The following is a 23,918-nucleotide window of genomic DNA, read 5'->3' as shown; positions in this document are numbered from 1 at the left end:
CCCGGCGTGGCGCGAACGCCTCGTCCGGGACCGCCGCGTCGGTGCCCGCTCAGCAGGGCTCGGTCGTCGTCGTGGTGGTCGTGGTCGGCTCCGACGGCGGGGGCGACTCCGGCGCGCTGTCGTTCGGCGTCGTCGTCGTGGTCGTCGTCGTGGTCTCCTCCGACGACCCGCACGGGGTGGTGGTCGTGGTGGTCGTGGTCGTCGTCGTGGTGGTGGTCGTCGTGGTCGTGGTGGTGGTGGTGGTCGTCGAGCTGCTGTTGTTGCCCGAGCCACTACCCGAGGGCTTGCCGCCCGGCTTGGGCTTGTTGCCCGGCTTGGCTCCCGACTGCTTGCCTCCGGAGGGCTTGGCGGCGGAGGGCTTCGCGCCGGGCGTGTTGGCCACCACCGACGACGGGCCCAGGGCGTTGATACCGGGGTCGACGGGGTAGCTGTCCAGGACCGGCGCCCCGTTCTTGTACGCATCGGCCCAGACCAGCACCGTGGTGACGTAGGTGTCGGAGTGGTTGTAGCGGAAGACGGCCGTCGCCCTGTCCTGCGGGTCGGACAGGTCCATGCCGCCCGAGCACAGGTACTTCCCGGCGGCCAGCGTCGCGTCCCACACGTTGTGCGGGTTGGACAGGCCGTCGTTGTTGCCGTCGGCGGCGTAGCCACGCCAGGTCGACGGAATGAACTGCATGGCCCCGACCGCGCGGTCCCAGCGGGAGTCGCCGTCGAGGCGACCGCCGTCGGTGTCCTGGATCGCGGCGAAACCACCGCCGTTGAGCGGGGGCCCCAGGATCGGGTCGATCGTGTTGCCGGCGTGGTCGACCTTTCCACCCCGAGCGTGGCCGGACTCGATCCGGCCGATGCTGGCGAGCAGCGACCAGTGGATCTTGCAGTTGGGCTGCTCGCTGGCGAGCATGTCGGCCGCGTTCTGGTAGGCGTCGAGCATGACGCCCGGCAGGCCGAGCTCGTCGACCGGGAGGTCGCCGGCGGTGCCCATGTCGAGCAGGCGGCCGATGTCGCCGGCGCTGGCCAGCACCTCGTCGCCGATCCGGTCGTCCTCGCCGAGCTCGCCGTCCGCGCTGACCTCGCTCGGGTCGGTCATGCCGTGCAGGCCTCCGCCGACCGCCGCCGCGGCGTGAACGGAGTTGGACTCGGCGCCGACTGGCTCACCCGCCACCGCGGCCGCGACGAGCAACACGGTGCTGGTCGCTGCCGCCACCTTGCGGCGGCGCCGCCTGGTCCGGCGCTCGTCCTTCGCGGTCGACCTCTTCCTCTTCGCCCCGCTCACCAGTACCGATCCCCTTCGCTGAGCTAGGTGACACCCGACCCCGTGGCGAGGTCGCAGGCAGTGGCAGCCCGTACGCCGACTGCCACCGTCTCACGAACCATCATCGCAAGAAAGGGGTGATCCGACAGTCAAGACGATCGTCTTGGCCTCGCCGCCCGGAATCCATGAACGCTGGGTTGCCCTTTAGGGAATCATGTCTGACCAGATTGTGCCTGGTCAGACCACGCAGTTCCCGGACGGCCACTCCTCGCGCAGCAGCTCCAGGACCTCGTCGCCGAACGGGTTCACCCCGGGGCCCGCCGCAAGTGCATGTGCAACGTGCACATGCAGGCACTTCACGCGTCCCGGCATGCCGCCCGCGCTCACGTCGGTTCCCAGCGGCTCGATGGCGTCCCGCAGCGCCAGGTACTCGCGGTGGGCGAGCAGGTAGGCCGCGGCCAGCTCCTCGTCCTCGCCGAGCCGGGCGGTCATCTCCCGCATCAACCCGCTCGCCTCGAGCCGGCTGACCAGCGAGGTCAGCCGCGGGCAGGTGAGGTAGAACAGCGTCGGGAACGGGGTGCCGTCCTCCAGCCTCGGGCTGGTCTGAACGACGGCGGGGTGCCCGCTCGGACAGCGGGCGGCGACCGCGCGCATGGCCCTCGGCGGGCGGCCGAGCTGCTCGGCCACCACCGCCCGGTCCGCGGCCAGTCCGCCTCCCCGGGTTTCGTCACGGTCCCCTGGGGTGTCGGTTGGGGAGGTCGACAGCGGTTCGGTCATTCGTCGGACACCGCGTTCCAGAGGGTGAGGTACCAGGACTCCTCGAGCACCTGGTCCCGCTCCTCGCCGTTCTGGCCGCCCTCGGCGTCGCCGGGCAGCTCGACCATGTACGGGGTCTCCCCCGGCATCACGTAACGCAGCCGCCGCCGGGCCTCGGCCTCCACCTGGGCGGGGTCCTCGAGCTCGGCCTTGCGCCGCTTGAGGCCCTCGACCTGCTCCCGCAGTTCGGCCTGGCGCTGCTCCTGGATCTGCACCTCGTCCCGCTGCGAGAGGTACGTGCGCAGCGGGACCGACACCGTAAGCGCGAGCGCGCACACCACGATCGCGAGCACCGCCGCCCGACGGGTGGTGGACAGGCCGAACGCGGCCGCGGCTCGTACTGTGCGCCCCGGCCGCTCCGGCACGCGGTCCGGCTCGGGGGTCACCGGCCGAGCCGGGCGCCCGTCCCGGGGGCGGGTGCGGCGGACGCTCTGCGGACGCCGCGCCGACCGGCCGGCGCGGGAGTCGCTGGTTCCACCGCCCCGCCGCCGGCCGCGTTCGCCGTCGCGCCCGGCCATGGGCTCAGGACTCCGGGGTGAACCGGGGGAAGGCCAGGTCGCCGGCGTACCGGGCGGCGTCGCCGAGGATCTCCTCGATGCGCAGCAGCTGGTTGTACTTCGCCGTGCGCTCGCCCCGGGCCGGGGCGCCCGACTTGATCTGGCCGACGCCGGTCGCGACCGCCAGGTCGGCGATCGTGGTGTCCTCGGTCTCCCCGGAGCGGTGGCTCATCATGCTGCGGTAGCCGTAGGAGGTGGCCAGCGAGATCGCGTCCAGGGTCTCGGACAGGGTGCCGATCTGGTTCACCTTGACCAGCAGCGCGTTCGCCGCGCGGCGGGCGATGCCCTCCTCGAGGCGCTCGGGGTTGGTCACGAACAGGTCGTCGCCGACCAGCTGCACCCGCTCCCCGATCTCGTCGGTCAGCCGCACCCAGCCGTCCCAGTCGTCCTCGGCCAGCGGGTCCTCGATCGAGACCATCGGGTAGGCGTCGAGCAGCTCGGCGTAGTAGCCGAGCATCTGCTCGGCACTGCGCTTGGTGCCCTCGAAGGCGTAGGAGCCGTCGGCGAAGAACTCGGTCGCCGCCACGTCCAGGGCCAGCGCGATGTCCCGGCCGAGCGTGAAGCCGGCCTTCTCGACGGCGACCGCGATCAGGTCGAGCGCCTCGCGGTTGTTGCCGAGAGCGGGAGCGAACCCACCCTCGTCGCCGAGGCCGGTGGCGAGCTTCTTGCCCTTGAGCACGCCCTTGAGCGCGTGGTAGACCTCCACGCCCCAGCGCAGCGCCTCCCGGAAGGAGTCGGCGCCGATCGGCGCGATCATGAACTCCTGGATGTCGACGTCGGTGTCGGCGTGCGCACCGCCGTTGAGGATGTTCAACATCGGCACGGGCAGCACGTGCGCGTTCGGGCCGCCGATGTAGCGGAACAGCTCCAGCCCGCTCGACTCGGCGGCGGCCTTGGCCACGGCGAGCGAGACGCCGAGGATGGCGTTGGCGCCGAGCCGGGACTTGTCCGGGGTCCCGTCCAGGTCGACCAGCTTCTGGTCGACGATCCGCTGGTCGACCGCGTCGACGCCGGCGAGCTCCGGGCCGATCTCGTCGAGCACGGCCGTCACGGCCTTCTCGACGCCCTTGCCGTTGTAGCGCCCCGCGTCCTTGTCGCGGAGCTCGACCGCCTCGTGCTCGCCGGTGGAGGCACCGGAGGGCACCGCGGCACGGGCGAGGGTGCCGTCGTCGAGCGCGACCTCGACCTCGACGGTGGGGTTGCCTCGCGAGTCCAGGATCTCGCGCGCACCAACCTGCTCGATAACCGCCACGTGCCTGCTCCAACCGGGATGGGGGACGTTCCAACGCAGGTGTCGGCACACCCACACATCGCAGCGTAGCGGGGGGCCGGAGTGGGTCGACGGAGGCTCGCGCGAAGGTGGTTCTCGGAACAGGGCAGCTTTGGGTAGCGTTGACATCGACCATGGGCGAGGACCGGCAGGACACGTTTGAGGCGTTCCGACGCGCGGAGGCGCTGGTGGCGGCGCGCCGGCCGCTCGACGCCCTGGCGGCGTTGGGCCCGGTCCTGGACGCCGAGCCGGACTCCTCGTCGGTGCACCTGCTCGCCGGCCGCGCCTACCTCGGCTCGGCCCAGCTGCGGCGTGCCGAGCAGGCGTTCCTGCGCGTGCTGGAACTCGACCCGACCGACCACTACGCGCGGTTCGCGCTGGGCAAGGCGCTCCAGCGGCAGGGCCGGATCACCGAGGCGCAGACCCAGCTCAGGCTGGCCGTGGCGATGCACCCCGTGCCCGAGTACCAGGAGGCGCTCGGCGAGGTCAGCGCCAGGATCGCGGTTGAGCGGGACCGCTGACCCGTTGCTCAGCCGAGTTCCCGCGCCGCCTTGGCGTAGGCGTCGGCGCCGCTGAAGACGTCCTGGCCGTAGGCGACCGAGCGGTTGTAGGTCAGCACCGCGCGCCACCAGCCGTCGGCGGAGGAGAGGTCGCCGCCGCTCGCGCAGAGGTACTTCGCGGCGGACAGGGCGGCGTCGTCGATGTTCTGCGGGTCGGGCGCCTCGCCGTCCCCGTTCGCGCGCGCGCCCCAGCGCGACCAGGTCGTGGGCAGGAACTGCATCGCGCCGACCGCGCGGTCCCACTCGACGTCGCCGTCGAGCCGGCCGTCGTCGGTGTCGGGGATGGCCTTGACCCCTTCCGACCCGTCGAGCGGGATGCCCACGATCGGGGGCGAGAGTCGACCGTCGTCTCCGATCGTGGTGCCGCCGTAGCGGCCGTGGTGGGACTCCACCCGGCCGACGCCGGCGAGGGTGGTCCAGCTCAGCCCGCACTCCGGGGCCGAGGCACGCACGGCCAACTCCGCCTCGGCGTAGGCCACCAGGGTGCGCGAGGGGATCTGGGTCTTCTCCGACACCGTCGTCGCCCAGTCGCGGACGGCGGCGGTGGTGGGCCGGACCGTGGTCCGGTCACCGCCCGGTGCGATGGCCGCGGCCTGCGGAACGGCGCTCCTGGGGAGCACCTGCTGTTGCGGCACTTCGAACGCGGGGTCCGCGGGCGGGCGGCGCGCGGACTCCTCGGAGCGGTCCAGCACGACGACGCCGACGAGGCCGGCGACGAGCACGATGACGATGAACAGCGGGCCGACCACCCGCCTGCGGTGCGGTCCCCGCGGCGGGCTCGAGGGCTCGATGGGCGTGGTCGACGGTGGAGTTGCGGATACGGCCACGCCCTCAGGCTACGTAATCCGCCGCCGCCGATGTGGGGTCCGGGCCGGAAGTTACCGCTTTCCGTGCCCCATTAACGTCCTGAGCTGGGCAAATAGCTCAAAAAGGACCCGTTCGGACGACCTTGGGTCGCCGGCGCCCCGGTAGCTGCCCGCTGGGAGGCCCTCGTCTAGGGCTTGCGGGCGAGGACCGCGTAGAGCAGCGGGATCCGCGGCGCCTCGGCCGGCAGCGACCACCAGCCGTCGGGGTCGCGCTCCATCGACGGCCAGCGGGGCCACGGCAGGCGCGGGTCCTCGCGCACCCGCTCGATCCGCAGACCGGCGCCCGCCAGCGCGGTCACCACCTCGCCGACGCCGTGCCGCCACTCGTAGGCCACGGTCCCCTCGGTCAGCGCCGGACCGTCGGTGTAGGTGAACGTGGCGTCGCGCCTGTCCGCGCCGCGCCCGGCCAGGTAGTCGCCGCGCAGCGTCAGCCCCTGGTCGCCGTCGGCCGGTGGGACCACGCCGAGCGAGTAGAGCAGCGGGTGGAACTCCACGAGGTAGCAGCACCCACCGGGGCGCAGCAGCTCGGCCACGACAGCCGCCCACGGGTCGAGCTCGGGCAGGTAGCACACCGCGCCCTTGCCGGTGTAGACGACGTCGAAGGTGCGTCGGCCGAGCGCGTCGGCGGCGTCGTACACGTCCGCCCGGACATAGGAGATGTCCAGTCCGCGCTCGGCGGCGAGCCGGCCTGCCTCGCGCACCGACTCCCCGGAGATGTCCAGCCCGACCGGCCGCGCACCCTTCTCGGCGAACGCGAGGGTCTCCGTGCCCAGGTGGCACTGCAGGTGCAGGACGTCAACACCGGCGAGCTCCGGCAGGTCCACCCACTCGTAGTCGGCGAACCAGCCGGCGGCCGGGCGGCTGCCGTCCAGGCCGTAGAACGAGCTCACCACGTGGATCGGGGTCCTGGCGTCCCAGTTGACCCGGTTCGCCTCGATCATCGCCTCGGTCTCGGCATCGAACGTCGACACGGCATCACTCCAGCGGGGGCAGCTCGGGCGGGGTGGCGGCCGGGTTCTCGGCCAGCGCGTCCAGCGCCAACCGGATCGCGGTGTCCAGCTGCGGGTCGCGACCGGCGACGTGGTCCTGCGGTGCCATCGGAACCTCCACGTCCGGGTCGACGCCGTAGTTCTCCACGCCCCAGCCGGGCCCGCGCAGCCAGGTGGCGTACTTGGGCTGTGTCACCAGGGTGCCGTCCACGAGTCGGTAGCGCATGTCGATGCCGATCACACCGCCCCAGGTCCGCACGCCGACCACGGGCCCGATCCCCAGCGCCCGGATCGCCGCGTTGACGATGTCGCCGTCGGAACCGGAGAACTCGTTGGCCACGGCCACCACCGGGCCGCGCGGCGCGTCGCCCGGGTAGCTCTGGGCGCGGCGGCCGTTGCGGCTGACCTGCCAGCCGACCACCGTCCGGCCGAGCTTCTCCACCACCAGCTGCGACAGGTGCCCGCCCCGGTTCTCCCGCACGTCGACGATCAGGGCCTCCCGGCGGACCTCCAACCGCAGGTCCCGGTGCAGCTGGGCCCAGCCGTTGGCCACCATGTCCGGCACGTGCACGTAGCCGATGCGCCCGTCGCTCGCCTCGTGCACGTGAGCGCGCCGGCCGGCGACCCAGTCGTGGTAGCGCAGCGTCATGTCGTCCAGCAGGGGCACCACGACGACGCTGCGGGCCGGTCCGCCGCCGGCCGGCCCGATGGTCAGCTCCACCGGCTTGCCCGCGGTCCCGAGCAGCAGTGGGTACGGCCCGGTGGAGGACGTGACCGGACGGCCGTCGACGGCGAGGATCGCGTCGCCCTCGCGGACCGCGACGCCCGGTGCGTGCAGTGGCGAACGGGCGCGCGGGTCGGAGGTCTCGCTGGGCAGCACCCTGGCGACCCGCCACCGGCCGTCCTCGTCGAGGGTCAGGTCGGCGCCGAGCAGGCCCACCCGGCGTGCGTCCTCGACGTCCCGACCGGGCGGGGTGACGTAGGCGTGGGAGGTCCCCAGCTCGCCCTGGACCTCCCAGAGCAGGTCGACCAGCTCGTGGTGCGAACCGAGCGTGTCGACCAGCGGGCGGTACCGGTCGCCCACGGCGGTCCAGTCGACCCCGCCCATGTCGGCCCGCCAGAAGTTGTCCCGCATCAGCCGCCAGGCCTCGTCGAACGACTGGCGCCACTCCGCACCAGGGTCGACCTGCACGCGGACGCGCGACAGGTCGACGCGGACCTCGTCGGCGCTGTCGGAGTCGCCGTCGGACTTGCGGTCGGCTGGCTGCACCCGCAGGTTCCGGCCGTCCCGCAGCACCAGCCGCTCCCAGTCGCCGGTGACCCACACCTCGTCGACGCCGTCGGCGAGCTCCTCCCGCTTGCGCTTGGCGAAGTCGTACCGCTCCAGCACCGGCCGGTCGCCGTCCTCGTCGAGCTCCTCGTCGCCGAGCACCCCGGTCAGCGGCGGGCGCAGCCAGACCAGCCCGCCCTTCACCGCGCGCAACGAGCGGTACCGCGCGGGGGCCACCGGCACCGGCACCACGCGGTCGCCGAGGCCCTCGAGATCCACCTCGGTCCGCGGAGCGGTGTCGTCGTCCTTGCCGTCCTTGTCCTTGCCCTTGCCCTTGCCCTTGTCATCGTCCTCGTCCTGCACCGGCCGCCCCCGCAGCTGCGGGGAGAACGGCGACGGCGTGGTCGCGGCCAACGGCACCAGGTGCGGCCGCGAGCCGTTCGGGAAGGACACGTCGAACACGTGTACGTCGTAGACGGGGTCGAAGCTGCGTGCCGACAGGAACGCCAGGTGCTTGCCGTCGGCGGTGAACACCGGGTCGGTGTCGACGAACCTGATCGGCGTCACGTCCACCGCGGACAGGTCGGTCACGTTGGCCAACCGGATGTTGCGCAGCGGCGGCGGACCGGGGTGGGACCAGGCGAGCCAGCTCGAGTCGGGCGAGAAGGCGGGGTCCACCGGGTCGGCGTGCTCGCTGCTCGCGACCTCGCGCAGGTCCCCGCTCGCCAGGTCGACCAGCAGGAGGCGACCGTCGTGGGTGACGACGGCGACCCGCCGCCCGTCCGGCGACCCGACCAGCTCGATCACCCGGCCGAGCCGCCCGGCGCCGATGCGCCGGGGCGCGGCGGCCGGGTCGGACGGGGAGCCGGCGATCGGCGCGACCTCCAGGGCGTCCTCGCCCTCGGCGTCGGTGACCCACACGACCTGGTCGCCCAGGGTGCGGGGCATCCGGGCACGCACCCCGTGCGTCGCGGCCAGCGCGCGGACCGGGCCGTCGCGGTGGGTCAGCCAGTGCACGGTCCCGCGGACCTCGACCGCACTGCCCCGACCGGTCCGGTCCGGACCGACGTCGTCGAGCTCGTCGGCCGCCCGCACCGGGTAGGGCACCCTGGCCGTGCGGGGGCCGCCCAGCCGGATGTCCAGCTCCCGGGGCTCGGCGTCCCCGGTCAGGTCCTCGACCAGCCACAACCGGCCCGCGCGGTGGAAGACGATTCGCGTCCCGTCGGTGGTCGCGTTGCGGGCGTAGAAGCCACCGGGCGCGTCGACCGCGTGCCGACGCAGGTCCTGACCGTCCGGCCGGCAGGAGTAGAGGTCGGCGACCCCCTCGTGGTCGGAGAGGAACGCGATCCGGTCGCCCACCCACATCGGCGCGGAGATGTTGCCGTTCACGTCGGGCAGGAACCGGGTGAACTCCCCGTTCCCCTCGGCGTCGAGCCAGAGCTTGCCGGCGGTGCCGCCGCGGTAACGCTTCCACCAGGCCGGCTCGCGGGAGTACGCGCCGAGCAACAGCACGGCGCCGTCGGGTCCGCTGGCGAGGCCGCCGACCGGACCGAAGGGCAGCCGGCGGGTTCGCCCGTCGTCGGTCGCGACCGCGTGGGCCCAGCTCTGCCGGATCGAGTGCTGGCCGACGGTGCTGGCCGCGACCACCTCCTCGTCCGACAGCCAGCCGAGGACCTCGGTCGCCGGGTCGCCCCAGTAGGTCAGCCGCCGGCTCGGGCCGCCCTCGGTGGGGCCGAGGTGGATCTCCGGCTCCACGTCGCGCCAGCTGGTCCAGGCGATCCGGGTGCCGTCCGGGGAGAACCGCGGCGAGCCCGCCCCGGCCTGGTCCGCGGACACCCGCCACGCGCGGCCGCCCTCGACGGGGGCCAACCACACGTCGTCCTCGGCGACAAAGGTCACCAGGTCTCCGTGCAGGTGGGGGAAACGGAGGTAGGAGTCGGTCACGCCGCCACGTTAGTCACCGGCACCGACACGCGCCGCCACATTCGCCGGGCGGCCGGGGAGTCAGCCCTCCCGCCGGGTGTCCCCGCCCGGGCCGGTCGGCCAGAACCGGCGCCAGGCTGCCGGGTCCATCGCGGCCACTCCGGCCGCCCTGGCCGCACTCTCGGCGGCACGGACGTCGGCGGCGAACCGCCTGGCGACCGCCCGCAGCTCGTCCTCGGGGTCGGCCCCGGCGAGCTTCGCGGCCGCCGCGAGGGCGAACAGCTGGGCGCCGGTGTCGGTTCCGGTCGGCAGCAGCTCCTCGGGGAGCTTGGCGTTCTTGGTGCGGGAGACGAGCTTCGCGGCCAGCGCCAGGGCGGGCTGCCCGCCCGCCACTCCGTCTACACAGGACTCCCGACGTTTCTCCTGCTGCTTGAGCTCCTCCCAGCGCTGCTGTTGGGAGGAGGCGTCGCGCACCGCGGGATCCCCGCCGGCGAACACGTGCGGGTGCCGGGCGACGAGCTTGGCCACCAACCCCGCCGCGACGTCGTCGATCGAGAACGGGTCGTCCGGGTCCTCCTGGGCGACCCGGGCGTGGAAGAGCACCTGCAGCAGCACGTCACCGAGCTCCTCGCGCAGGGCGACGCGGTCGCCGTCCTCGATGGCGTCCAGCAGCTCGTAGCACTCCTCCACCAGGTACTGGCGCAGCGACTCGTGGGTCTGCTCGGCGTCCCACGGGCAGCCGCCTGGCGAGCGCAACCGGTCCATGACCGCCGCCGCGTCGAGTAGGCCCGCTCCGGCCGGCGGCCCACCGACCAACGCGGCCCCGGCGGCGAGCAGCGCGGCCGCGGACGGGTCGTCGAGGTCGTCGGTCACGAGCACGACCGGGCCCGCGAGTGAGCGGTCGGTCAGGTCACCGGGCACCGGCGGCAGGCCGAGGCCGACCGCGCCGGTGGCGAACACGGACCCGGCGGAACGCAACAACGGGATCGCCGCCGCCGGCACCTGGTCGCGGTCGACGAGCACGACCGCCGTGCCCGGACCCGCGCCGGCAGCGGTCACTGCGAGGCGTTCTCAGGCGTCAACACCAGGCCGACGGTCTCGTCGTCGCTCGGCGCGACACCCATCGCGGCCAGGTCCCAGACGCCGTACCGGGGGCTGACCTCGATCGAGGTCTCCTCGGCGTAGGGCTGGAGGAAGCGTCGGCCGATGGCGACCAGCTGCTCGGGCTCGACCTGCGGCTGCTCGGCGACCTCGGGCGAGGCGTCGGTGTCGCGGGAGCGGATGAGGCCGACCACCCACAGCGCCTGCCCCGGCGAGGGCTCGAAGGCGACGACGGAGCCCTCCTCGGCGCCGAACATCACGGTGGAGGCCAGCGCCGGATCCTGCAGCGCGGCGAACTCGGCACCCTCGCTCGCGTTCACCCCGGCCTCGGTGTCCTTCGCGATGAGGTCGCCCACCTTGTCCGGGTCGGCCGCGAACTGGCGCGCCTTGTCCTCGGCCTGCTCGCGCATCGACGACGGGTCCCCGCCGGTCTGGTCGCCGGAGATGACCGTGAAGTCCATCGTGATCTGGAGCCGCTGGTAGTACTTGGCGGCGAGCTGGGCCAGCAGGAGCTGGTCGATGACGGCCTCCCGCTGGTCGCGGGCCCGGTAGACCAGTTGGCTGGCGAGCGCCTCCGGCGGGACGCTGCCGTCGTCGGGCAGCTCGTCACCGAACGGGTTGCCCGACAGCGCCCGGCTCAGCTCCTCGCGGCTGACGGTGATGTCCTCCTCCCGCGCGGCGTCGGTGATCAGCTCGTGCACGACGAGCTGGCTCACCGCCTCCCGGGCGACAAGGTCGAGCTTGCGCTGCTGGGCGAGCGGACGGGCGGCCGGCTGCTCCCGCACGACCTTCTCGACCAGCCCCTGCACGGTGTCGACGGAGATCGATGTGCTGCCGTCGACGATCACCGCGGAGTTGACCCGGCTCGGCCCGGAACCACACGCGGTGAGCGTCGCGACCAGAGCGGTCAGAACGGCGAGCACCCCGTGCCGGCGGAACTTGGCAGTCGTCACGGCTGGTTAGCCTCTCACAACGCCGTGCCCGCCTCTCAGCGCGGTGGCCGCGCGTCGGGCGGGACACGTTTAGGCGACCGGGGCGGGGGCGATCTCCAGCGACCCGAGCAGGTTCGCGCACCAGTCGAGCAGGGCGGTGTCGCGCAGCGGGGGCGCGCCGATGCGGCCGCCGGCCGCGCCCTCGGTCGGGCGCGGTACCGAGACCAGGTTCGACACGGTCTTGAACGTGGCCTTGGGGTGGAGGCGCTTGAGGCGCACCGTCTGGGAGTCGCGCAGCGGGAGCGGGGCGAAGCGGATGAGGTTGCCCTGCATCGTGACCTCGGTGACCCCGTGCCGGCGGCACGTCTGGCGGAACGCGGCGACCGCGAACAGCCGGCGCACCGGCTCCGGCGGTGCGCCGTACCGGTCCTTCAGCTCCTCCTCCACCGCGGTGAGACCCTCGGCGTCGGCCGCCGCCGCTATCTTGCGGTACGCCTCGAGACGCAGCCGCTCGCCCGGGACGTAGTCGTGCGGGATGTGGGCGTCGATCGGCAGGTCCACCCGCACCTCGGCGAGCTCGGCCTCCTCCTCGCCCGGCTCGGCGCCGGCGTGCCTGCGGAACGCGTCGACCGCCTCGCCGACCAGCCGGACGTACAGGTCGAAGCCGACACCGGCGATGTGCCCGGACTGCTCGGCGCCGAGGATGTTGCCGGCGCCGCGGATCTCGAGGTCCTTCATGGCGACCGCCATGCCCGCCCCGAGCTCGGTGTTCTGCGCGATCGTGGCCAGCCGGTCGTGGGCGGTCTCGGTGAGCGGGGCCTCCGGCGGGTAGAGGAAGTAGGCGTAGCCGCGCTCCCGGCCCCGGCCGACCCGGCCGCGCAGCTGGTGCAGCTGGGCCAGGCCGAGCAGGTCACCGCGCTCGACGATGAGCGTGTTGGCGTTGGCGATGTCCAGTCCGGTCTCCACGATCGTGGTGCACACCAGCACGTCGAACTCGCGCTGCCAGAACCCCTCGATGATCTTCTCCAGGCGGTCCTCGTTCATCTGGCCGTGCGCGGTGACGATCCGCGCCTCGGGTACCAGCTCCCGCAGCCGCCGGGCGGCCTTCTCGATCGAGGAGACCCGGTTGTGCACGTAGAACACCTGGCCGTCCCGCAGCAGCTCGCGTCGGATGGCGGCGCCGACCTGCTTGTCGTCGTAGCTGCCGACGTAGGTCAGGATCGGGTGCCGGTCCTCGGGCGGGGTGAGGATCGTCGACATCTCGCGGATCCCGGCCAGCGACATCTCCAGCGTGCGTGGGATCGGCGTCGCCGACATCGTGAGCACGTCGACGTGCGTGCGCAGGGCCTTGATGTGCTCCTTGTGCTCGACGCCGAAGCGCTGCTCCTCATCGACGATCACCAGCCCGAGGTCCTTGTACCGGACGCCGGTCTGGAGTAGCCGGTGCGTGCCGATGACCACGTCCACCTCGCCGGAGGCGAGCCCCTCGATCACCGCCTCGGCGTCGGGGCCGTGGGTGAACCGGGACAGGCCTCGCACGGTCACCGGGAAGGACTGCATGCGCTCGGTGAAGGTGTTGAGGTGCTGCTGGGCGAGCAGCGTCGTCGGCACCAGCACGGCGACCTGCTTGCCGTCCTGGACGGCCTTGAACGCCGCGCGCACCGCGATCTCGGTCTTGCCGTACCCGACGTCGCCGCAGATCACCCGGTCCATCGGCACGCCGCGCTGCATGTCGGCCTTGACCTCGTCGATCGCCGCCATCTGGTCGGGTGTCTCGGTGAACGGGAACGCGTCCTCGAGCTCGCGCTGCCAGGGGGTGTCGGCGCCGAACGCGTGCCCGGGCGCGGACTGGCGGGCGGCGTAGAGCTGCACCAGCTCCGCGGCGATCTCCTTGACCGCCTTCTTCGCCCGCGACTTCGTGTTCTTCCAGTCCGAGCCGCCGAGCTTGTTCAGCGTCGGCAGCTCGCCGCCGACGTAGCGGGAGACCTGGTCGAGCTGGTCGGTCGGCACGAACAGCCGGTCGCCCGGCTGGCCACGCTTGGACGAGGCGTACTCGAGCACGAGGTACTCGCGGGTGGCGCCGGAGACCGTGCGCTGCACCATCTCCACGTAGCGGCCGATGCCGTGCTGCTCGTGCACGACGTAGTCGCCCGAGCGCAGCGCGAGCGGGTCCACCGCGTTGCGGCGCCGGGACGGCATCTTCGTCGAGAGGTCACGGCTGGACGTGCCGTGCCGGCCACCGGTCAGGTCGGTCTCGGTGAGCACCACCAGCGCACGCCGCGGCGCGAGGAAGCCCTCCTCGAGGCAGCCCCTGGTCACCGTGACCACGCCCGGGCGCGGCGGCTCGGCCAGCCCGTCCTCGGCGAGCACGGTCGGCACCTCCGCCTCGGCCAGCTGCTCCACCGCCCGGCGGGCGGTGCCGGCGCCGGGCACGACGAGGACCGCGGCACCACCGGACGCGGTGTGTGCGCGCAGGTCGGTGAACGCGCGGGCGACCTCGCCGCGGTAGCCCTCGACCGGCCTGATGTCGAGCTGGACGACGTGCTCGTCCGGAGTGGTGAGCTGGGACAGCGTCCACCACGGGTGCCCGGTCTCGCGGGCGTGCCGCGCGGTCTCGCCCAGCTCCCGGTAGGCCGACGCGCCAAGGTCCAGCGGGCTGCCGCCACCGCCGGCCGCAGCCATCCAGGCGGCCTCGAGGAACTCCTGGCCCGTGCGCACCAGGTCGTGGGCGCGGGTCCGGACCTTCTCCGGGTCGATCACCAGCACGTGCGCGCCGGCCGGGAGGACGTCGGTCAGCAGCTCGAGCTCGCCCTCGCAGAGCACCGGGACGAGGGCCTCCATGCCCTCGGTCGGGATGCCGTCGGCGAGCTTGGCCAGCATCTCCGCGAGGTGGGCGTCGGCGGCGTGCTCGGCCGCCAGCTCGAGCGCCCGTGCCCGGACCTCCTCGGTGAGCAGCAGCTCCCGGCACGGTGGCGCGGTGAACTCGGTGACCTCGCCGGGCAGCGAGCGCTGGTCGGCGACGGCGAAGGCGCGGATCTCGGTGACCTCGTCGCCCCAGAACTCCACCCGGACGGGATGCTCGCTCGTGGGGACGAAGACGTCGAGGATGCCGCCGCGGACGGCGAACTCGCCGCGCTTCTCGACCATGTCGACCCGGGTGTAGGCGAGCTGGACCAGGCGTTCGACCAGCTCCTCGAAGTCGTGCTCGACGCCGACGGCGAGCTGTACCGGGGCCAGCCGGCCCAGCCCCGGCGCCATCGGCTGAATGAGGCTGCGCACGGTCGCGACGACCACGCGCGGGCCGTTCCCGCTCGCCAACCGGTGCAGGATCTCCAGCCGGCGGGCGACCGTGTCCGCCCGCGGGGAGAGCCGTTCGTGGGGCAGGGTCTCCCAGGAGGGGAAGTTCGCGACCCGGTCCCTGCCGAGCAGGTCGGCGAGGGCACCGGTCAGGTCGTCGGCCTCGTGCCCGGTGGCGGTGACGGCCAGCACCGGGGCCTTGGCGGCAATCGCGGCGGCGACCAGCGGACGGGCCGCGGGCGGGCCCTCGAGCTCGAGGGTTGTCGTGCCGACGGCTTCGACGACGGTGGTCAGGGCGGGATCGGGCAGGACGGCTTCGAGCAGACCGGAGAGTGGACCGGACACGGCGTGTGAACCCCTCGGACGAGCGCGGCGACAGACCCCTGCCCGGGACGAGCCACCGGCCGGGGTTCTCGGGGTCGAGCCTACGCGCCGGGACCGACAGGTTTTTTCGCGCGCGACCCGATCGAGGTGCCGCTCAGAAGCGGGGTGTGCGCTTGTCCAGGAAGGCCCGGACACCCTCGGCGTAGTCGGCGCTGGTCACCGAGGCCTCGTACCAGGCCCGGACCTCGTCGTCCTCCTCGTACCGGCCGTCCCGGATCCGGGCGATGATCGTCTTCGACCCGCGCACCGACAGCTGGGCCCGGCTCGCGATCGTCGCGGCCAGCTCGGTCGCTCTCGCGACCACGTCCCGGTCCGGGTGCAGCTCGTTGACCAGGCCGATCCGCAGCGCGGTCGCGGCGTCGAGCAGCTCGGCGGAGAACAGGATCTGGCTGGCCCAGGCCGGCCCGACCACGTCCACGAGCTGCTTGGTCGAGGTGTGGTCGTAGACGATGCCGAGCTTGGCGGGGGTGATGCCGAACCGGGCGTCCTCGGCCGCGATCCGGATGTCGCAGGCCAACGCGATCTCGCAGCCCCCGCCGACACAGAACCCGGTCACGGCGGCGACCGTCGGCTTGCCGAGCCCCGCTATCGAGCGCACCCCGTCGTGCACCGCGGCGCTGTAGCGGCGGGCACTGTCGGCGTCGCCGCGCAGCGAGACGAACTCCCCGATGTCGGCCCCGGCGCTGAAGTGCTCGGCGCCCCGGACGACCAGGGCGCGGGTCGCGTCGTCGGCCTCGACCTGGCCGAGCAGGTCCGGCAGTGCCGCCCACATGGCGTAGCTCATCGCGTTGCGCTTGGCCGGCCGGTCGATGGTCAGCGTGGCGACCGCACTGCCGAGCTCGAGGGACAGGCCGGGGGTCGGAAAGTGGGTGGAAGCCTCGCTCACGCTGATCACAGTAGTGATCGCCGCTCCGAGTGCCGCTCGCAGCGCGGACAAGTCCTCGTCCACCGTGACTGCCGCGCGGCCAGCGCCGAGCGGGCGTGGACAGCTCGGCGTGCGACCGGCGCTGGGAGGACCTGGCCGCGGCGAGCGACGCACGACCAGGCATTCTTGACCCATGGCAAACCGGGCGAGCCTTCTCGTTGTCGCACTGGCCGCGACCGTGACCACCGCGTGTTCGGAGACCTCGGTCGGCGAGGTGCCGTCGCAGAGCGAGCCGAAATCGGCACCGACCACCGCGAGCAGCACGACCGGGACCCCGGGGCTCAAGGTCGAGGAGGTCGCCCGCGGAATGTCGCACGGGTGGGACATCGGGTTCCTGCCCGACGGCAAGGTGCTGGTGACCCAGCGGCCGGCCAAGATCGCGCTGCTGTCCAGCGCCGAGCCGGGCGCGACGGTCAGCGAGGTCAAGGCGGACCTGTCCGACGTGCTGGTCGAGGGCGAGGGCGGCCTGATGGGGATGGTCGTCCACCCCGACTTCGAGCAGACCCGGCGCTTCACGACGTGCCAGACGCACACCGAGAACGGCCAGGCCAACGACGTGCGGCTGGTGACCTGGCGGCTGGCCGAGGACGGGGCGACGGCGCGGCGGGAGCGTGAGCTGCTGACCGGTCTGCCGCTGGGCGGCGGACGGCACTCCGGCTGCCGCCCCACCCTGGCCGAGGACGGGAGCCTGCTGGTCGGCACCGGCGACATCGCCGACGGCTCGCTCCCCCAGGACCGCACCAGCCTCGGTGGCAAGGTGCTGCGCCTGGACCTCGAGACCGGCGAGCCGAAGCCCGACAACCCGTTCATCTCCTCGTCCAACGAGCGGGAGCGGTACGTGCTGTCCTACGGCCACCGCAACATCCAGGGTGTGGCCGTCCGGCCGGGATCGGGCCAGATCTTCACCGCCGAGCACGGCCCGGAGAAGAACGACGAGGTCAACCTGATCCAGGCCGGGCGGAACTACGGGTGGGACCCGTCCCGGGGCGGCACGGTCGGCGGCTACGACGAGAGCGTGCCGATGACCGATCTGGACCGCTTCCCCGACGCCGTCCCCGCGAAGTGGCAGTCCGGCCCGACCACGGAGGCGCTGTGCGCCGCGACGTTCCTCGAGGGCGACGAGTGGGGTTCGCTGGAGGGTGCGCTGGTGGTGACCGCGCTCAAGGGAGCCAAGGTGCTCCTGCTCACCCTGACCGACCAGGGTGACGTGGAGTCGGTGACGATCCCCGAGGAGATCCAGGACCAGTTCGGCCGCCTCCGCGCCGCCCGCATGGGCCCGGGCAACGCCCTCTACGTGACCACCACCAACGGCGAGGACGACAAGCTCCTGCGGATCAGCCCGGCGTGACCCGCTGGGTCGCGGACCAGCCGCGCTGAACCGCCACTACTAGTGGGACTCGCGCAGCTCAGGCTCGCTCTCCAGGTGCCGCAGCCCGTTCCAGGAGAGGTTGACCAGGTGCGCGGCGACCTCCTCCTTGCCGGGCCGTCGCACGTCCAGCCACCACTGGCCGGTGAGCGCGACCATCCCGACCAGGGCCTGGCTGTAGAGCGCGGCCAGCTTCGGGTCGTAGCCGCGCGAGCTGAACTGCACCCCGAGGATGCTCTCCACCTGCGAGGCGATGTCGTTCAGCAGGCTCGAGAACGTTCCCGTCGCCGAGGCCACCGGTGAGGCCCTGACCAGGATGCGGAATCCGTCGGCCGAGCTCTCGACGTAGTCGAGCAGCGCGAACGCGGCCCGCTCCAGCAACAGCCGCGGATGGGCGTTCTCGGCCAGCGCGGAGGTCATCTCGGCCAGCAAGGAGTGCATCTCGCGGTCGACGACGACCGCGTAGACGCCCTCCTTGCCGCCGAAGTGCTCGTAGACCACCGGCTTGGAGACGTTCGCCCGATGCGCGATCTCCTCGACCGACGCCCCGTCGAACCCCTTCTCCGCGAACAGCGACCGCGCCACGTCCAGCAGCTGCTGACGCCGCTCCTCGCCGGTCATGCGGACGCGCGGTACCGGGGTACCGCGTCGCTCCCGCCGCCTGACCGCCACGTGGCCACCCTACGGGCAACCACCGACGGTTCGTGACCCGATTACTCGACGCCGGCGCTGATCTTCGCCAGTCGCTGCGGCGTCGGCCACCGGACGTTGTGCACCCAGCCGAACTTCTCGAACAGCCAGATGATGCGCGCGGACGTGTCGATCTGCCCCTTCTTGACCCCGTGCCGGGCGCACGTCGGGTCCGCGTGGTGCAGGTTGTGCCACGACTCGCCGAAGCTCAGGATCGCCAGCGCCCAGACGTTCGCCGCCTTGTCCCGGCTCACGAACGGCCGGTCGCCGACCATGTGGCAGACCGAGTTGGTCGACCAGGTCACGTGGTGCAGGATCGCGACCCGCACGAAACCGGCCCAGAAGAACGCGGTCAGCGCACCCCACCAGGACCACGTGATCAGCCCGCCGAGCAGCGCGGGCAGCGTGAACGTGAGGATCGTCCAGAGCCAGAACAGGTTGTTCACCCGGACGATGTTCTTGTCGGCCAGCAGGTCGGGTGCGAAGCGCTGCTTGTTGGTCAGGCTGCGGTCGAACACCCAGCCCATGTGCGCGTGCCAGAAGCCCTTGGCGATCGCCAGCGGGCCCGTGCCGAACAGCCACGGCGAGTGCGGGTCGCCCTCGCGATCCGAGAACGCGTGGTGGCGTCGGTGGTCGGCCACCCAGGTGATCGGCGGGCCCTGCACCGCCATGCTCCCGGCGATGGCCAGGAAGATCTTCAACGGTCGCTTGGCCTTGAACGAGCCATGCGTGAAGTACCGGTGGTAGCCGACGGTCACGCCGTGGCCGGTGAAGTAGAAGAAGAACGCCGCCAACCCGACGTCCACCCAGCTCAGACCCCAACCCCAGGCAAGCGGAACAGCCGCTATCAGTGCCGCGAACGGCACCAGGATGAACACGTAGACACCGAGTTGGGTCCACCCGCTGCGGTGGCCCACCGTGATCGGCTTCGGCCCTCTGGGCGAGGCCTGATCTCCACTGGAGGTCTGCTCGAGGGTTGTCGTCATACGCTTGATACTCCTTCTAGCGATGGGTAAGGCGAGCCTCACCTACGCGGTCGTAACCTACGACAGCGTAAGTTCATCTCCTCCCGACGGTCCAGACCCCACGCGAGACACCTCGTTGGTGATCCAGATCACACTCGACCAGCCGTGCTTTGATCCTCTGGGCGGGTACCACTGCCCAGCGGGGGCCATGCATGCCACGATGTCCATTCGTGGGCGGTGTACGAGCGCCCGCGGTCCGCCGTGGTGTAAAGGCAGCACCTCAGATTTTGGTTCTGATGGTCCAGGTTCGATCCCTGGCGGCGGAGCTGCCTCACGGTGAACGGGAGAAACAACAGCACGAAGGTGGCAGCCAGGCGTGGACGGCGGCGAGGTCGACCTACCGGCGTTGGACGATCGATCGGACGCGTGGCTCGTGGGACGAGCCCGGGAACTGCTCGCCATCGCCCAGGTGAGCGAGCGCGGGGTACGGGCCCGGCACACGCACGAGGTCGACCGCCTGCTCGAGGAGGTCCAGCGGCGCGGCGACCCGCGCATGGTCGGCCAACTGCTCCGGGCGGCCGCGGTGATCCGGGTGAACGACGCCGGCGCCGAGGACACGCTGCGGATCATCGACGACTTCCTCACCCACTCCGAGCGCCACGACCTGCTCGTGCTCCAGGCCGACGCCCACGCGCTGCGGGCCAAGTGGCAGCTGCTGTCGGGCTTCGAGGACATGGCGCTCACCGAGGCGGCCGTGGGGCTCGCCATGCTCGACGAGAAGGTCCCGCCGGACGTGCTGTTCGGCCCACGGGTGTGGGACGTGCTGATGGCCTCCACGCTGATGGACCTCGGCCTGGTGCTGATGGAACTCGGCGTGTACGAGGTCGGCGACCAGGTGATGCGCCGGGCACACCGGCACATCCGCCGCGGCGCCGGGCCGCACGACATCGCCGTGCACCTGATCACCGTCTGCCGCATGCAGCTGATCTGGGGCCTGCGCCTCGAGCGGATCGGCGAGGACTCGGCACCCCGGTTCGCCACCGCGGCCGCCATGGCCGCCGACGTGGAGACCCCGTTTCGCGAGTCGCTGTTCCCGCGCCGGGCCGACCTGCCGGCGGCCGATCAGATCGCGGTGGTGGGCGCGGCGCACGCGCTGGCCCAGCCGAGCGAGGCCTACGTCGAGCGGCTGACCGGGCTGCTGGACATCGCCGCACCGCGTGAGGTGATCTTCGTCGCCATCGCGCTCGCCCGCTGCCTCGCCGCGGCCAACCGGTTCCAGGAGTCGGTCGAGGTGCTGGCCGGGGTGCAGAAGCGGCTCGACGACACGGCTGCCGAGCCCTCGCTGCTGCTGTGCCTGATCCGGGAGTTCGCCCGGCTCTCCGGCGCCGACGACGCCGAGCGCACGGCCAGCGCGCTGCGCCACTACGTCGCCGAGCTCGAGACCCAGCTGTGGGGCATGCGGGAGTCCCGGGTCGCCGCGCTGGACACCCGGCGCGAGCACGAGCGGCTGGCCAGGCGGCACGGCACCGTCGCCCGCCAGGCACTTCAGGACCCGCTGACCGGCCTGCCCAACCGCCGCGCCCTCGACGAGCGGCTCGCGGAGCTGTCCGGGGACGGGGGACCGCTCGCCATCGCGCTGGTCGACCTGGACGGGTTCAAGGGCGTGAACGACCGGCTCTCCCACGCCGAGGGCGACGACGTGCTGCGGGTCATCGCCAGCACGGTCCGCGACACCCTGCGCGGCAGCGACATGGTGGCCCGCTACGGGGGCGACGAGTTCATCGTGCTGCTGCCCGGAGCACCGCTGCAGCCGGCGGCCGCGGCGCTGCGCCGCGCGGCGATGGCGGTCGCCGAGCTGCCCGACGACCTCTCCCGCGGTGTGACGTTGTCGGTCGGCGTGGTGTCGCTGCGCGCGGACGAGACGGCGGCCCGCGCGCTCGCCCGCGCGGATGCCGCCATGTACCAGGCGAAACGCAAGGGCGGGAACGATGTCGTCGCCATCGCGACCACGGAGGGTGACGAGCTGATGCCGGCGCCCGGCGACCCCGACCCCGCGTGGATGCTCCCTGAGGCCACGTAGGATCGACTTCCTGAACTCTCAGGACTTGAACGATCACGCCAGAGGAGAAAGCTGATGCTCGAGGGCTCCACCGGGCTCGGCGAAGTCAGCACGATCATCCTCGCCGCCGGCGAGGGCACCAGGATGCGGTCCGCGACACCGAAGGTGCTGCACCGGCTGGCCGGCAGGTCGCTGGTCGAGCACGCCGTGCGGGCCGCGGCCGGTCTGTCCCCGCAACGCATGGCGGTGGTCGTCGGGCACGGCCGGGAGGCCGTGACCGAGCACCTGCACGAGGTCGCCAAGGCCATCGACACCACGATCACCGTCGCCGTGCAGCAGGAGCAGCACGGAACCGGGCACGCGGTGCGGTGCGCGCTGGACGAGCTGCCAAGCGGACTGAGCGGCACGGTCGTCGTCACCTACGGCGACGTCCCGCTGCTCGACACGCTCACCCTCTCCGCGCTGCTCGCCGAGCACGGCTCGGCCGGCAACGCGGTGACCGTCCTGTCCGCGACCGTCACCGACCCGACCGGCTACGGCCGGATCGTGCGCGACGCCGACGGGAGCGTCGCAGGGATCGTGGAGCAGAAGGACGCGACGCCGGAGCAGGCGGCCATCCGCGAGATCAACTCCGGGGTGTACGCGTTCGACGCCGCGGTACTCGCCGACGCGCTGGGCCGGCTGTCCACGGACAACGCCCAGGGCGAGCAGTACCTCACCGACGTGCTGGCCATCGCACGCGGCGACGGGCACCGGGTGGGCTCCTGGACCTGCGGGGACCCGTGGCTGGTCGAGGGCGTGAACGACCGCGTCCAGCTGGCCGCGCTGGGCGCCGAGCTGAACCGGCGGATCCTCGAGCGCTGGATGCGGGCCGGGGTGACGATGGTGGACCCGGCCTCGGTCTGGGTGGACGCCGCGGTGGAGCTCTCCCGCGACGTCGTCCTCGAGCCCGGTGTGCAGCTGCGGGGCGGGACCAGCGTCGGCGAGGGCGCCGTGGTCGGGCCGGACACCACGCTCACCGACGTCACGGTCGGGGCGGGGGCGAGCGTGGTCCGCACCCACGGCCGGGAGTCGGAGATCGGCGAGGGGGCGAGCGTCGGGCCCTTCGCCTACCTGCGACCCGGCTCGCGGCTGGGCGTCGGCTCCAAGATTGGGACGTTCGTCGAGGTGAAGAACTCCGAGGTGGGTGCCGGTTCGAAGGTCCCCCACCTGTCCTATGTGGGCGACGCGACGATCGGCGAGCAGTCCAACATCGGCGCCGCCAGCGTTTTCGTCAACTACGACGGTGTGGCCAAGCACCGCACGGTCGTCGGCTCGCACGTGCGCACCGGCTCGGACAACATGTTCGTGGCGCCGGTCACCGTCGGCGACGGCGCCTACAGCGGAGCCGGCACCGTGCTGCGGAACGACGTACCGCCGGGTGCGCTCGCTGTCTCGGCCGGTGCCCAGCGCAACATCGAGGGCTGGGTGCTGCGCCGGCGCCCGGGAACGGCGGCGGCCGAGGCGGCGCAGCGGGCACTCGGCGAGCAGGACCCCTCCGAACAGGGCCAGGAGGGCGCGTGAACGCCAAGTCCGGGACGCCGAAGAAGAACCTGATGTTCTTTTCCGGCCGGGCCCACCCCGAGCTCGCCGAAGAGGTCGCCAAGCACCTGAACGTCAGCATCACCCCCCAGTCGGCCTACGACTTCGCCAACGGCGAGATCTTCGTCCGGTTCGAGGAGTCGGTCCGGGGGTGCGACGCCTTCGTCATCCAGAGCCACAGCGAGCCCATCAACAAGTGGGTGATGGAGCAGCTGCTGATGGTCGACGCGTTGAAGCGGGCGTCGGCCAAGCGCATCACGGTGATCATGCCGTTCTACCCGTACGCGCGGCAGGACAAGAAGCACAAGGGCCGTGAGCCGATCTCCGCCCGCCTCGTCGCCGACCTGTTCAAGACCGCCGGCGCGGACCGGATCATGACCGTCGACCTGCACACCGCGCAGATCCAGGGCTTCTTCGACGGGCCGGTGGACCACCTGTTCGCCCAGACGCTGCTCTCCCGGTACGTCAAGGAGACCTACGGCAGCGACAACGTCACGGTGGTCTCGCCGGACGCCGGCCGGACGAAGCTGGCCGAGAAGTGGGCCGACGACCTGGGCGGGGTGCCGATCGCGTTCATCCACAAGACCAGGGACCCGTTACGACCCAACGAGGTGGTGGCCAACCGGGTGGTCGGCGAGGTGCGCGACCGGCTGTGCGTGGTGATCGACGACATGGTCGACACCGGCGGCACGATCGCCAAGGCCGTGGACCAGCTGCTGGCCGAGGGCGCGGGCGACGTGGTGGTGGCCGCGTCGCACCCGGTGCTGTCCGGACCTGCGCCGGAGCGGCTGTCCGAGTGTGGGGCGAAGGAGGTCGTGTTCACCAACACGCTCCCGATCCCGGACGAGAAGCGCTTCCCGAAGATGACCGTGCTGTCGATCGCCCCGCTGCTGGCCCGGGCGATCCAGGAGGTCTTCGAGGACGGATCGGTGACCAGTCTGTTCGACGGAAACGCCTGACGAGCCGAAACCCCGGCCCCGGCGCGTACGCCCGCCGGAGGCCAACGTAAACTGCTGAGGTTGCCTCGGCGAGGGCAGGCGTCACGCCTGGCGTGATCGACGCGGCGGCTTGATAGCCGCGCGTACGTCCGTCGCCGCTGGCCGCCGCCGCCCGAG

18 protein-coding genes and 1 tRNA gene are annotated in these 23,918 nt (G+C 72.3%); 6 read left to right on the top strand and 13 right to left on the bottom strand.

Annotated features, from left to right (window positions below):
- Nucleotides 1-49 precede the first annotated feature (49 nt).
- The 4 genes from BU204_RS22730 to eno all read right to left on the bottom strand — a co-directional run bounded on the left by BU204_RS22730 (nucleotide 50) and on the right by eno (nucleotide 3,877).
- The gene (locus BU204_RS22730) at nucleotides 50-1,273 is read right to left on the bottom strand and encodes a lytic transglycosylase domain-containing protein (protein ID WP_075127751.1); all 1,224 of its coding nucleotides are present in this window, start codon (nucleotides 1,271-1,273) and stop codon (nucleotides 50-52) included.
- A 216-nt stretch (nucleotides 1,274-1,489) separates the two neighbouring features.
- Nucleotides 1,490-1,906: a DUF501 domain-containing protein gene (locus tag BU204_RS22725; RefSeq protein ID WP_233160502.1), complete on the bottom strand. Its 417-nt coding sequence runs from the start codon at nucleotides 1,904-1,906 to the stop codon at nucleotides 1,490-1,492.
- 119 nt (nucleotides 1,907-2,025) lie between these two features.
- Nucleotides 2,026-2,586 carry an FtsB family cell division protein gene (locus tag BU204_RS22720; protein WP_075127750.1) on the bottom strand — a complete coding sequence of 187 codons (561 nt, stop codon included), beginning with the start codon at nucleotides 2,584-2,586 and terminating at the stop codon, nucleotides 2,026-2,028.
- A 4-nt stretch (nucleotides 2,587-2,590) separates the two neighbouring features.
- A complete protein-coding gene (gene eno, locus BU204_RS22715) occupies nucleotides 2,591-3,877 on the bottom strand; it encodes a phosphopyruvate hydratase (protein WP_075127749.1) in 1,287 nt (428 codons plus the stop codon).
- 152 nt (nucleotides 3,878-4,029) lie between these two features.
- Here eno and BU204_RS22710 point away from each other — a divergent pair, with 152 nt between their 5' ends.
- Nucleotides 4,030-4,416: a tetratricopeptide repeat protein gene (locus BU204_RS22710; protein WP_075127748.1), complete on the top strand. Its 387-nt coding sequence runs from the start codon at nucleotides 4,030-4,032 to the stop codon at nucleotides 4,414-4,416.
- Between the two features lie 8 nt (nucleotides 4,417-4,424).
- On the opposite strand, the gene BU204_RS22705 is transcribed toward BU204_RS22710, so the two are convergent.
- The 7 genes from BU204_RS22705 to BU204_RS22675 form a co-directional block, all read right to left on the bottom strand.
- A complete protein-coding gene (locus BU204_RS22705) occupies nucleotides 4,425-5,282 on the bottom strand; it encodes a lytic transglycosylase domain-containing protein (RefSeq protein ID WP_233160487.1) in 858 nt (285 codons plus the stop codon).
- A gap of 167 nt (nucleotides 5,283-5,449) precedes the next feature.
- Entirely contained in the window at nucleotides 5,450-6,292 is an 843-nt protein-coding gene (locus BU204_RS22700) for a class I SAM-dependent methyltransferase (RefSeq protein WP_075127747.1), read from the bottom strand.
- A gap of 4 nt (nucleotides 6,293-6,296) precedes the next feature.
- Complete coding sequence (locus BU204_RS22695) at nucleotides 6,297-9,524, bottom strand: S41 family peptidase (protein WP_075127746.1); 3,228 nt, start codon at nucleotides 9,522-9,524, stop codon at nucleotides 6,297-6,299.
- A 60-nt stretch (nucleotides 9,525-9,584) separates the two neighbouring features.
- Nucleotides 9,585-10,562, bottom strand: a complete 978-nt coding sequence (locus BU204_RS22690) for a MazG family protein (RefSeq protein WP_075127745.1) — start codon at nucleotides 10,560-10,562, stop codon at nucleotides 9,585-9,587.
- The gene (locus BU204_RS22685; RefSeq protein WP_075127744.1) at nucleotides 10,559-11,557 is read right to left on the bottom strand and encodes a SurA N-terminal domain-containing protein; all 999 of its coding nucleotides are present in this window, start codon (nucleotides 11,555-11,557) and stop codon (nucleotides 10,559-10,561) included. The genes BU204_RS22690 and BU204_RS22685 overlap by 4 nt, the downstream gene beginning before the upstream one ends.
- Before the next feature lie 69 nt (nucleotides 11,558-11,626).
- Nucleotides 11,627-15,178 carry a transcription-repair coupling factor gene (mfd, locus tag BU204_RS22680; protein WP_075127743.1) on the bottom strand — a complete coding sequence of 1,184 codons (3,552 nt, stop codon included), beginning with the start codon at nucleotides 15,176-15,178 and terminating at the stop codon, nucleotides 11,627-11,629.
- A gap of 133 nt (nucleotides 15,179-15,311) precedes the next feature.
- Complete coding sequence (locus BU204_RS22675) at nucleotides 15,312-16,103, bottom strand: enoyl-CoA hydratase/isomerase family protein (RefSeq protein ID WP_233160485.1); 792 nt, start codon at nucleotides 16,101-16,103, stop codon at nucleotides 15,312-15,314.
- A gap of 172 nt (nucleotides 16,104-16,275) precedes the next feature.
- Between BU204_RS22675 and BU204_RS22670 the strand changes: the two genes are divergently transcribed.
- Complete coding sequence (locus BU204_RS22670) at nucleotides 16,276-17,490, top strand: PQQ-dependent sugar dehydrogenase (protein ID WP_075127742.1); 1,215 nt, start codon at nucleotides 16,276-16,278, stop codon at nucleotides 17,488-17,490.
- A 39-nt stretch (nucleotides 17,491-17,529) separates the two neighbouring features.
- Here BU204_RS22670 and BU204_RS22665 read toward each other — a convergent pair whose 3' ends face one another.
- Both BU204_RS22665 and BU204_RS22660 read right to left on the bottom strand, forming a co-directional pair.
- A complete protein-coding gene (locus BU204_RS22665; protein WP_075127741.1) occupies nucleotides 17,530-18,129 on the bottom strand; it encodes a TetR/AcrR family transcriptional regulator in 600 nt (199 codons plus the stop codon).
- A 92-nt stretch (nucleotides 18,130-18,221) separates the two neighbouring features.
- Nucleotides 18,222-19,184: an acyl-CoA desaturase gene (locus BU204_RS22660; RefSeq protein WP_075127740.1), complete on the bottom strand. Its 963-nt coding sequence runs from the start codon at nucleotides 19,182-19,184 to the stop codon at nucleotides 18,222-18,224.
- Nucleotides 19,185-19,418: 234 nt separating this feature from the next.
- Here BU204_RS22660 and BU204_RS22655 point away from each other — a divergent pair.
- The 4 genes from BU204_RS22655 (at nucleotide 19,419) to BU204_RS22640 (ending at nucleotide 23,762) form a co-directional block, all read left to right on the top strand.
- Nucleotides 19,419-19,489: transfer RNA gene (locus BU204_RS22655), tRNA-Gln, on the top strand.
- A gap of 50 nt (nucleotides 19,490-19,539) precedes the next feature.
- Nucleotides 19,540-21,243, top strand: a complete 1,704-nt coding sequence (locus BU204_RS22650; protein ID WP_075127739.1) for a GGDEF domain-containing protein — start codon at nucleotides 19,540-19,542, stop codon at nucleotides 21,241-21,243.
- Between the two features lie 54 nt (nucleotides 21,244-21,297).
- The gene (gene glmU, locus BU204_RS22645) at nucleotides 21,298-22,785 is read left to right on the top strand and encodes a bifunctional UDP-N-acetylglucosamine diphosphorylase/glucosamine-1-phosphate N-acetyltransferase GlmU (RefSeq protein WP_075127738.1); all 1,488 of its coding nucleotides are present in this window, start codon (nucleotides 21,298-21,300) and stop codon (nucleotides 22,783-22,785) included.
- Nucleotides 22,782-23,762 (top strand): ribose-phosphate diphosphokinase, encoded by a 981-nt coding sequence (locus tag BU204_RS22640; RefSeq protein WP_075127737.1) that lies wholly within the window; start codon nucleotides 22,782-22,784, stop codon nucleotides 23,760-23,762. The genes glmU and BU204_RS22640 overlap by 4 nt, the downstream gene beginning before the upstream one ends.
- Nucleotides 23,763-23,918: the final 156 nt, after the last annotated feature.

The organism is Actinophytocola xanthii (assembly GCF_001921205.1).
In the GTDB taxonomy this organism is placed as follows: domain Bacteria; phylum Actinomycetota; class Actinomycetes; order Mycobacteriales; family Pseudonocardiaceae; genus Actinophytocola; species Actinophytocola xanthii.
This window is presented reverse-complemented; position numbering and strand designations above follow the sequence as displayed.

Bases quoted from the DNA above. Each gene is read 5' to 3' on its own strand.
- BU204_RS22670 (WP_075127742.1), top strand. From the start codon at position 16,276: ATGGCAAACCGGGCGAGCCTTCTCGTTGTCGCACTGGCCGCGACCGTG.
- BU204_RS22720 (WP_075127750.1), bottom strand. From the start codon at position 2,586: ATGGCCGGGCGCGACGGCGAACGCGGCCGGCGGCGGGGCGGTGGAACC.
- BU204_RS22725 (WP_233160502.1), bottom strand. From the start codon at position 1,906: ATGCGCGCGGTCGCCGCCCGCTGTCCGAGCGGGCACCCCGCCGTCGTT.
- glmU (WP_075127738.1), top strand. From the start codon at position 21,298: ATGCTCGAGGGCTCCACCGGGCTCGGCGAAGTCAGCACGATCATCCTC.
- BU204_RS22665 (WP_075127741.1), bottom strand. From the start codon at position 18,129: ATGACCGGCGAGGAGCGGCGTCAGCAGCTGCTGGACGTGGCGCGGTCG.
- BU204_RS22660 (WP_075127740.1), bottom strand. From the start codon at position 19,184: ATGACGACAACCCTCGAGCAGACCTCCAGTGGAGATCAGGCCTCGCCC.
- BU204_RS22710 (WP_075127748.1), top strand. From the start codon at position 4,030: ATGGGCGAGGACCGGCAGGACACGTTTGAGGCGTTCCGACGCGCGGAG.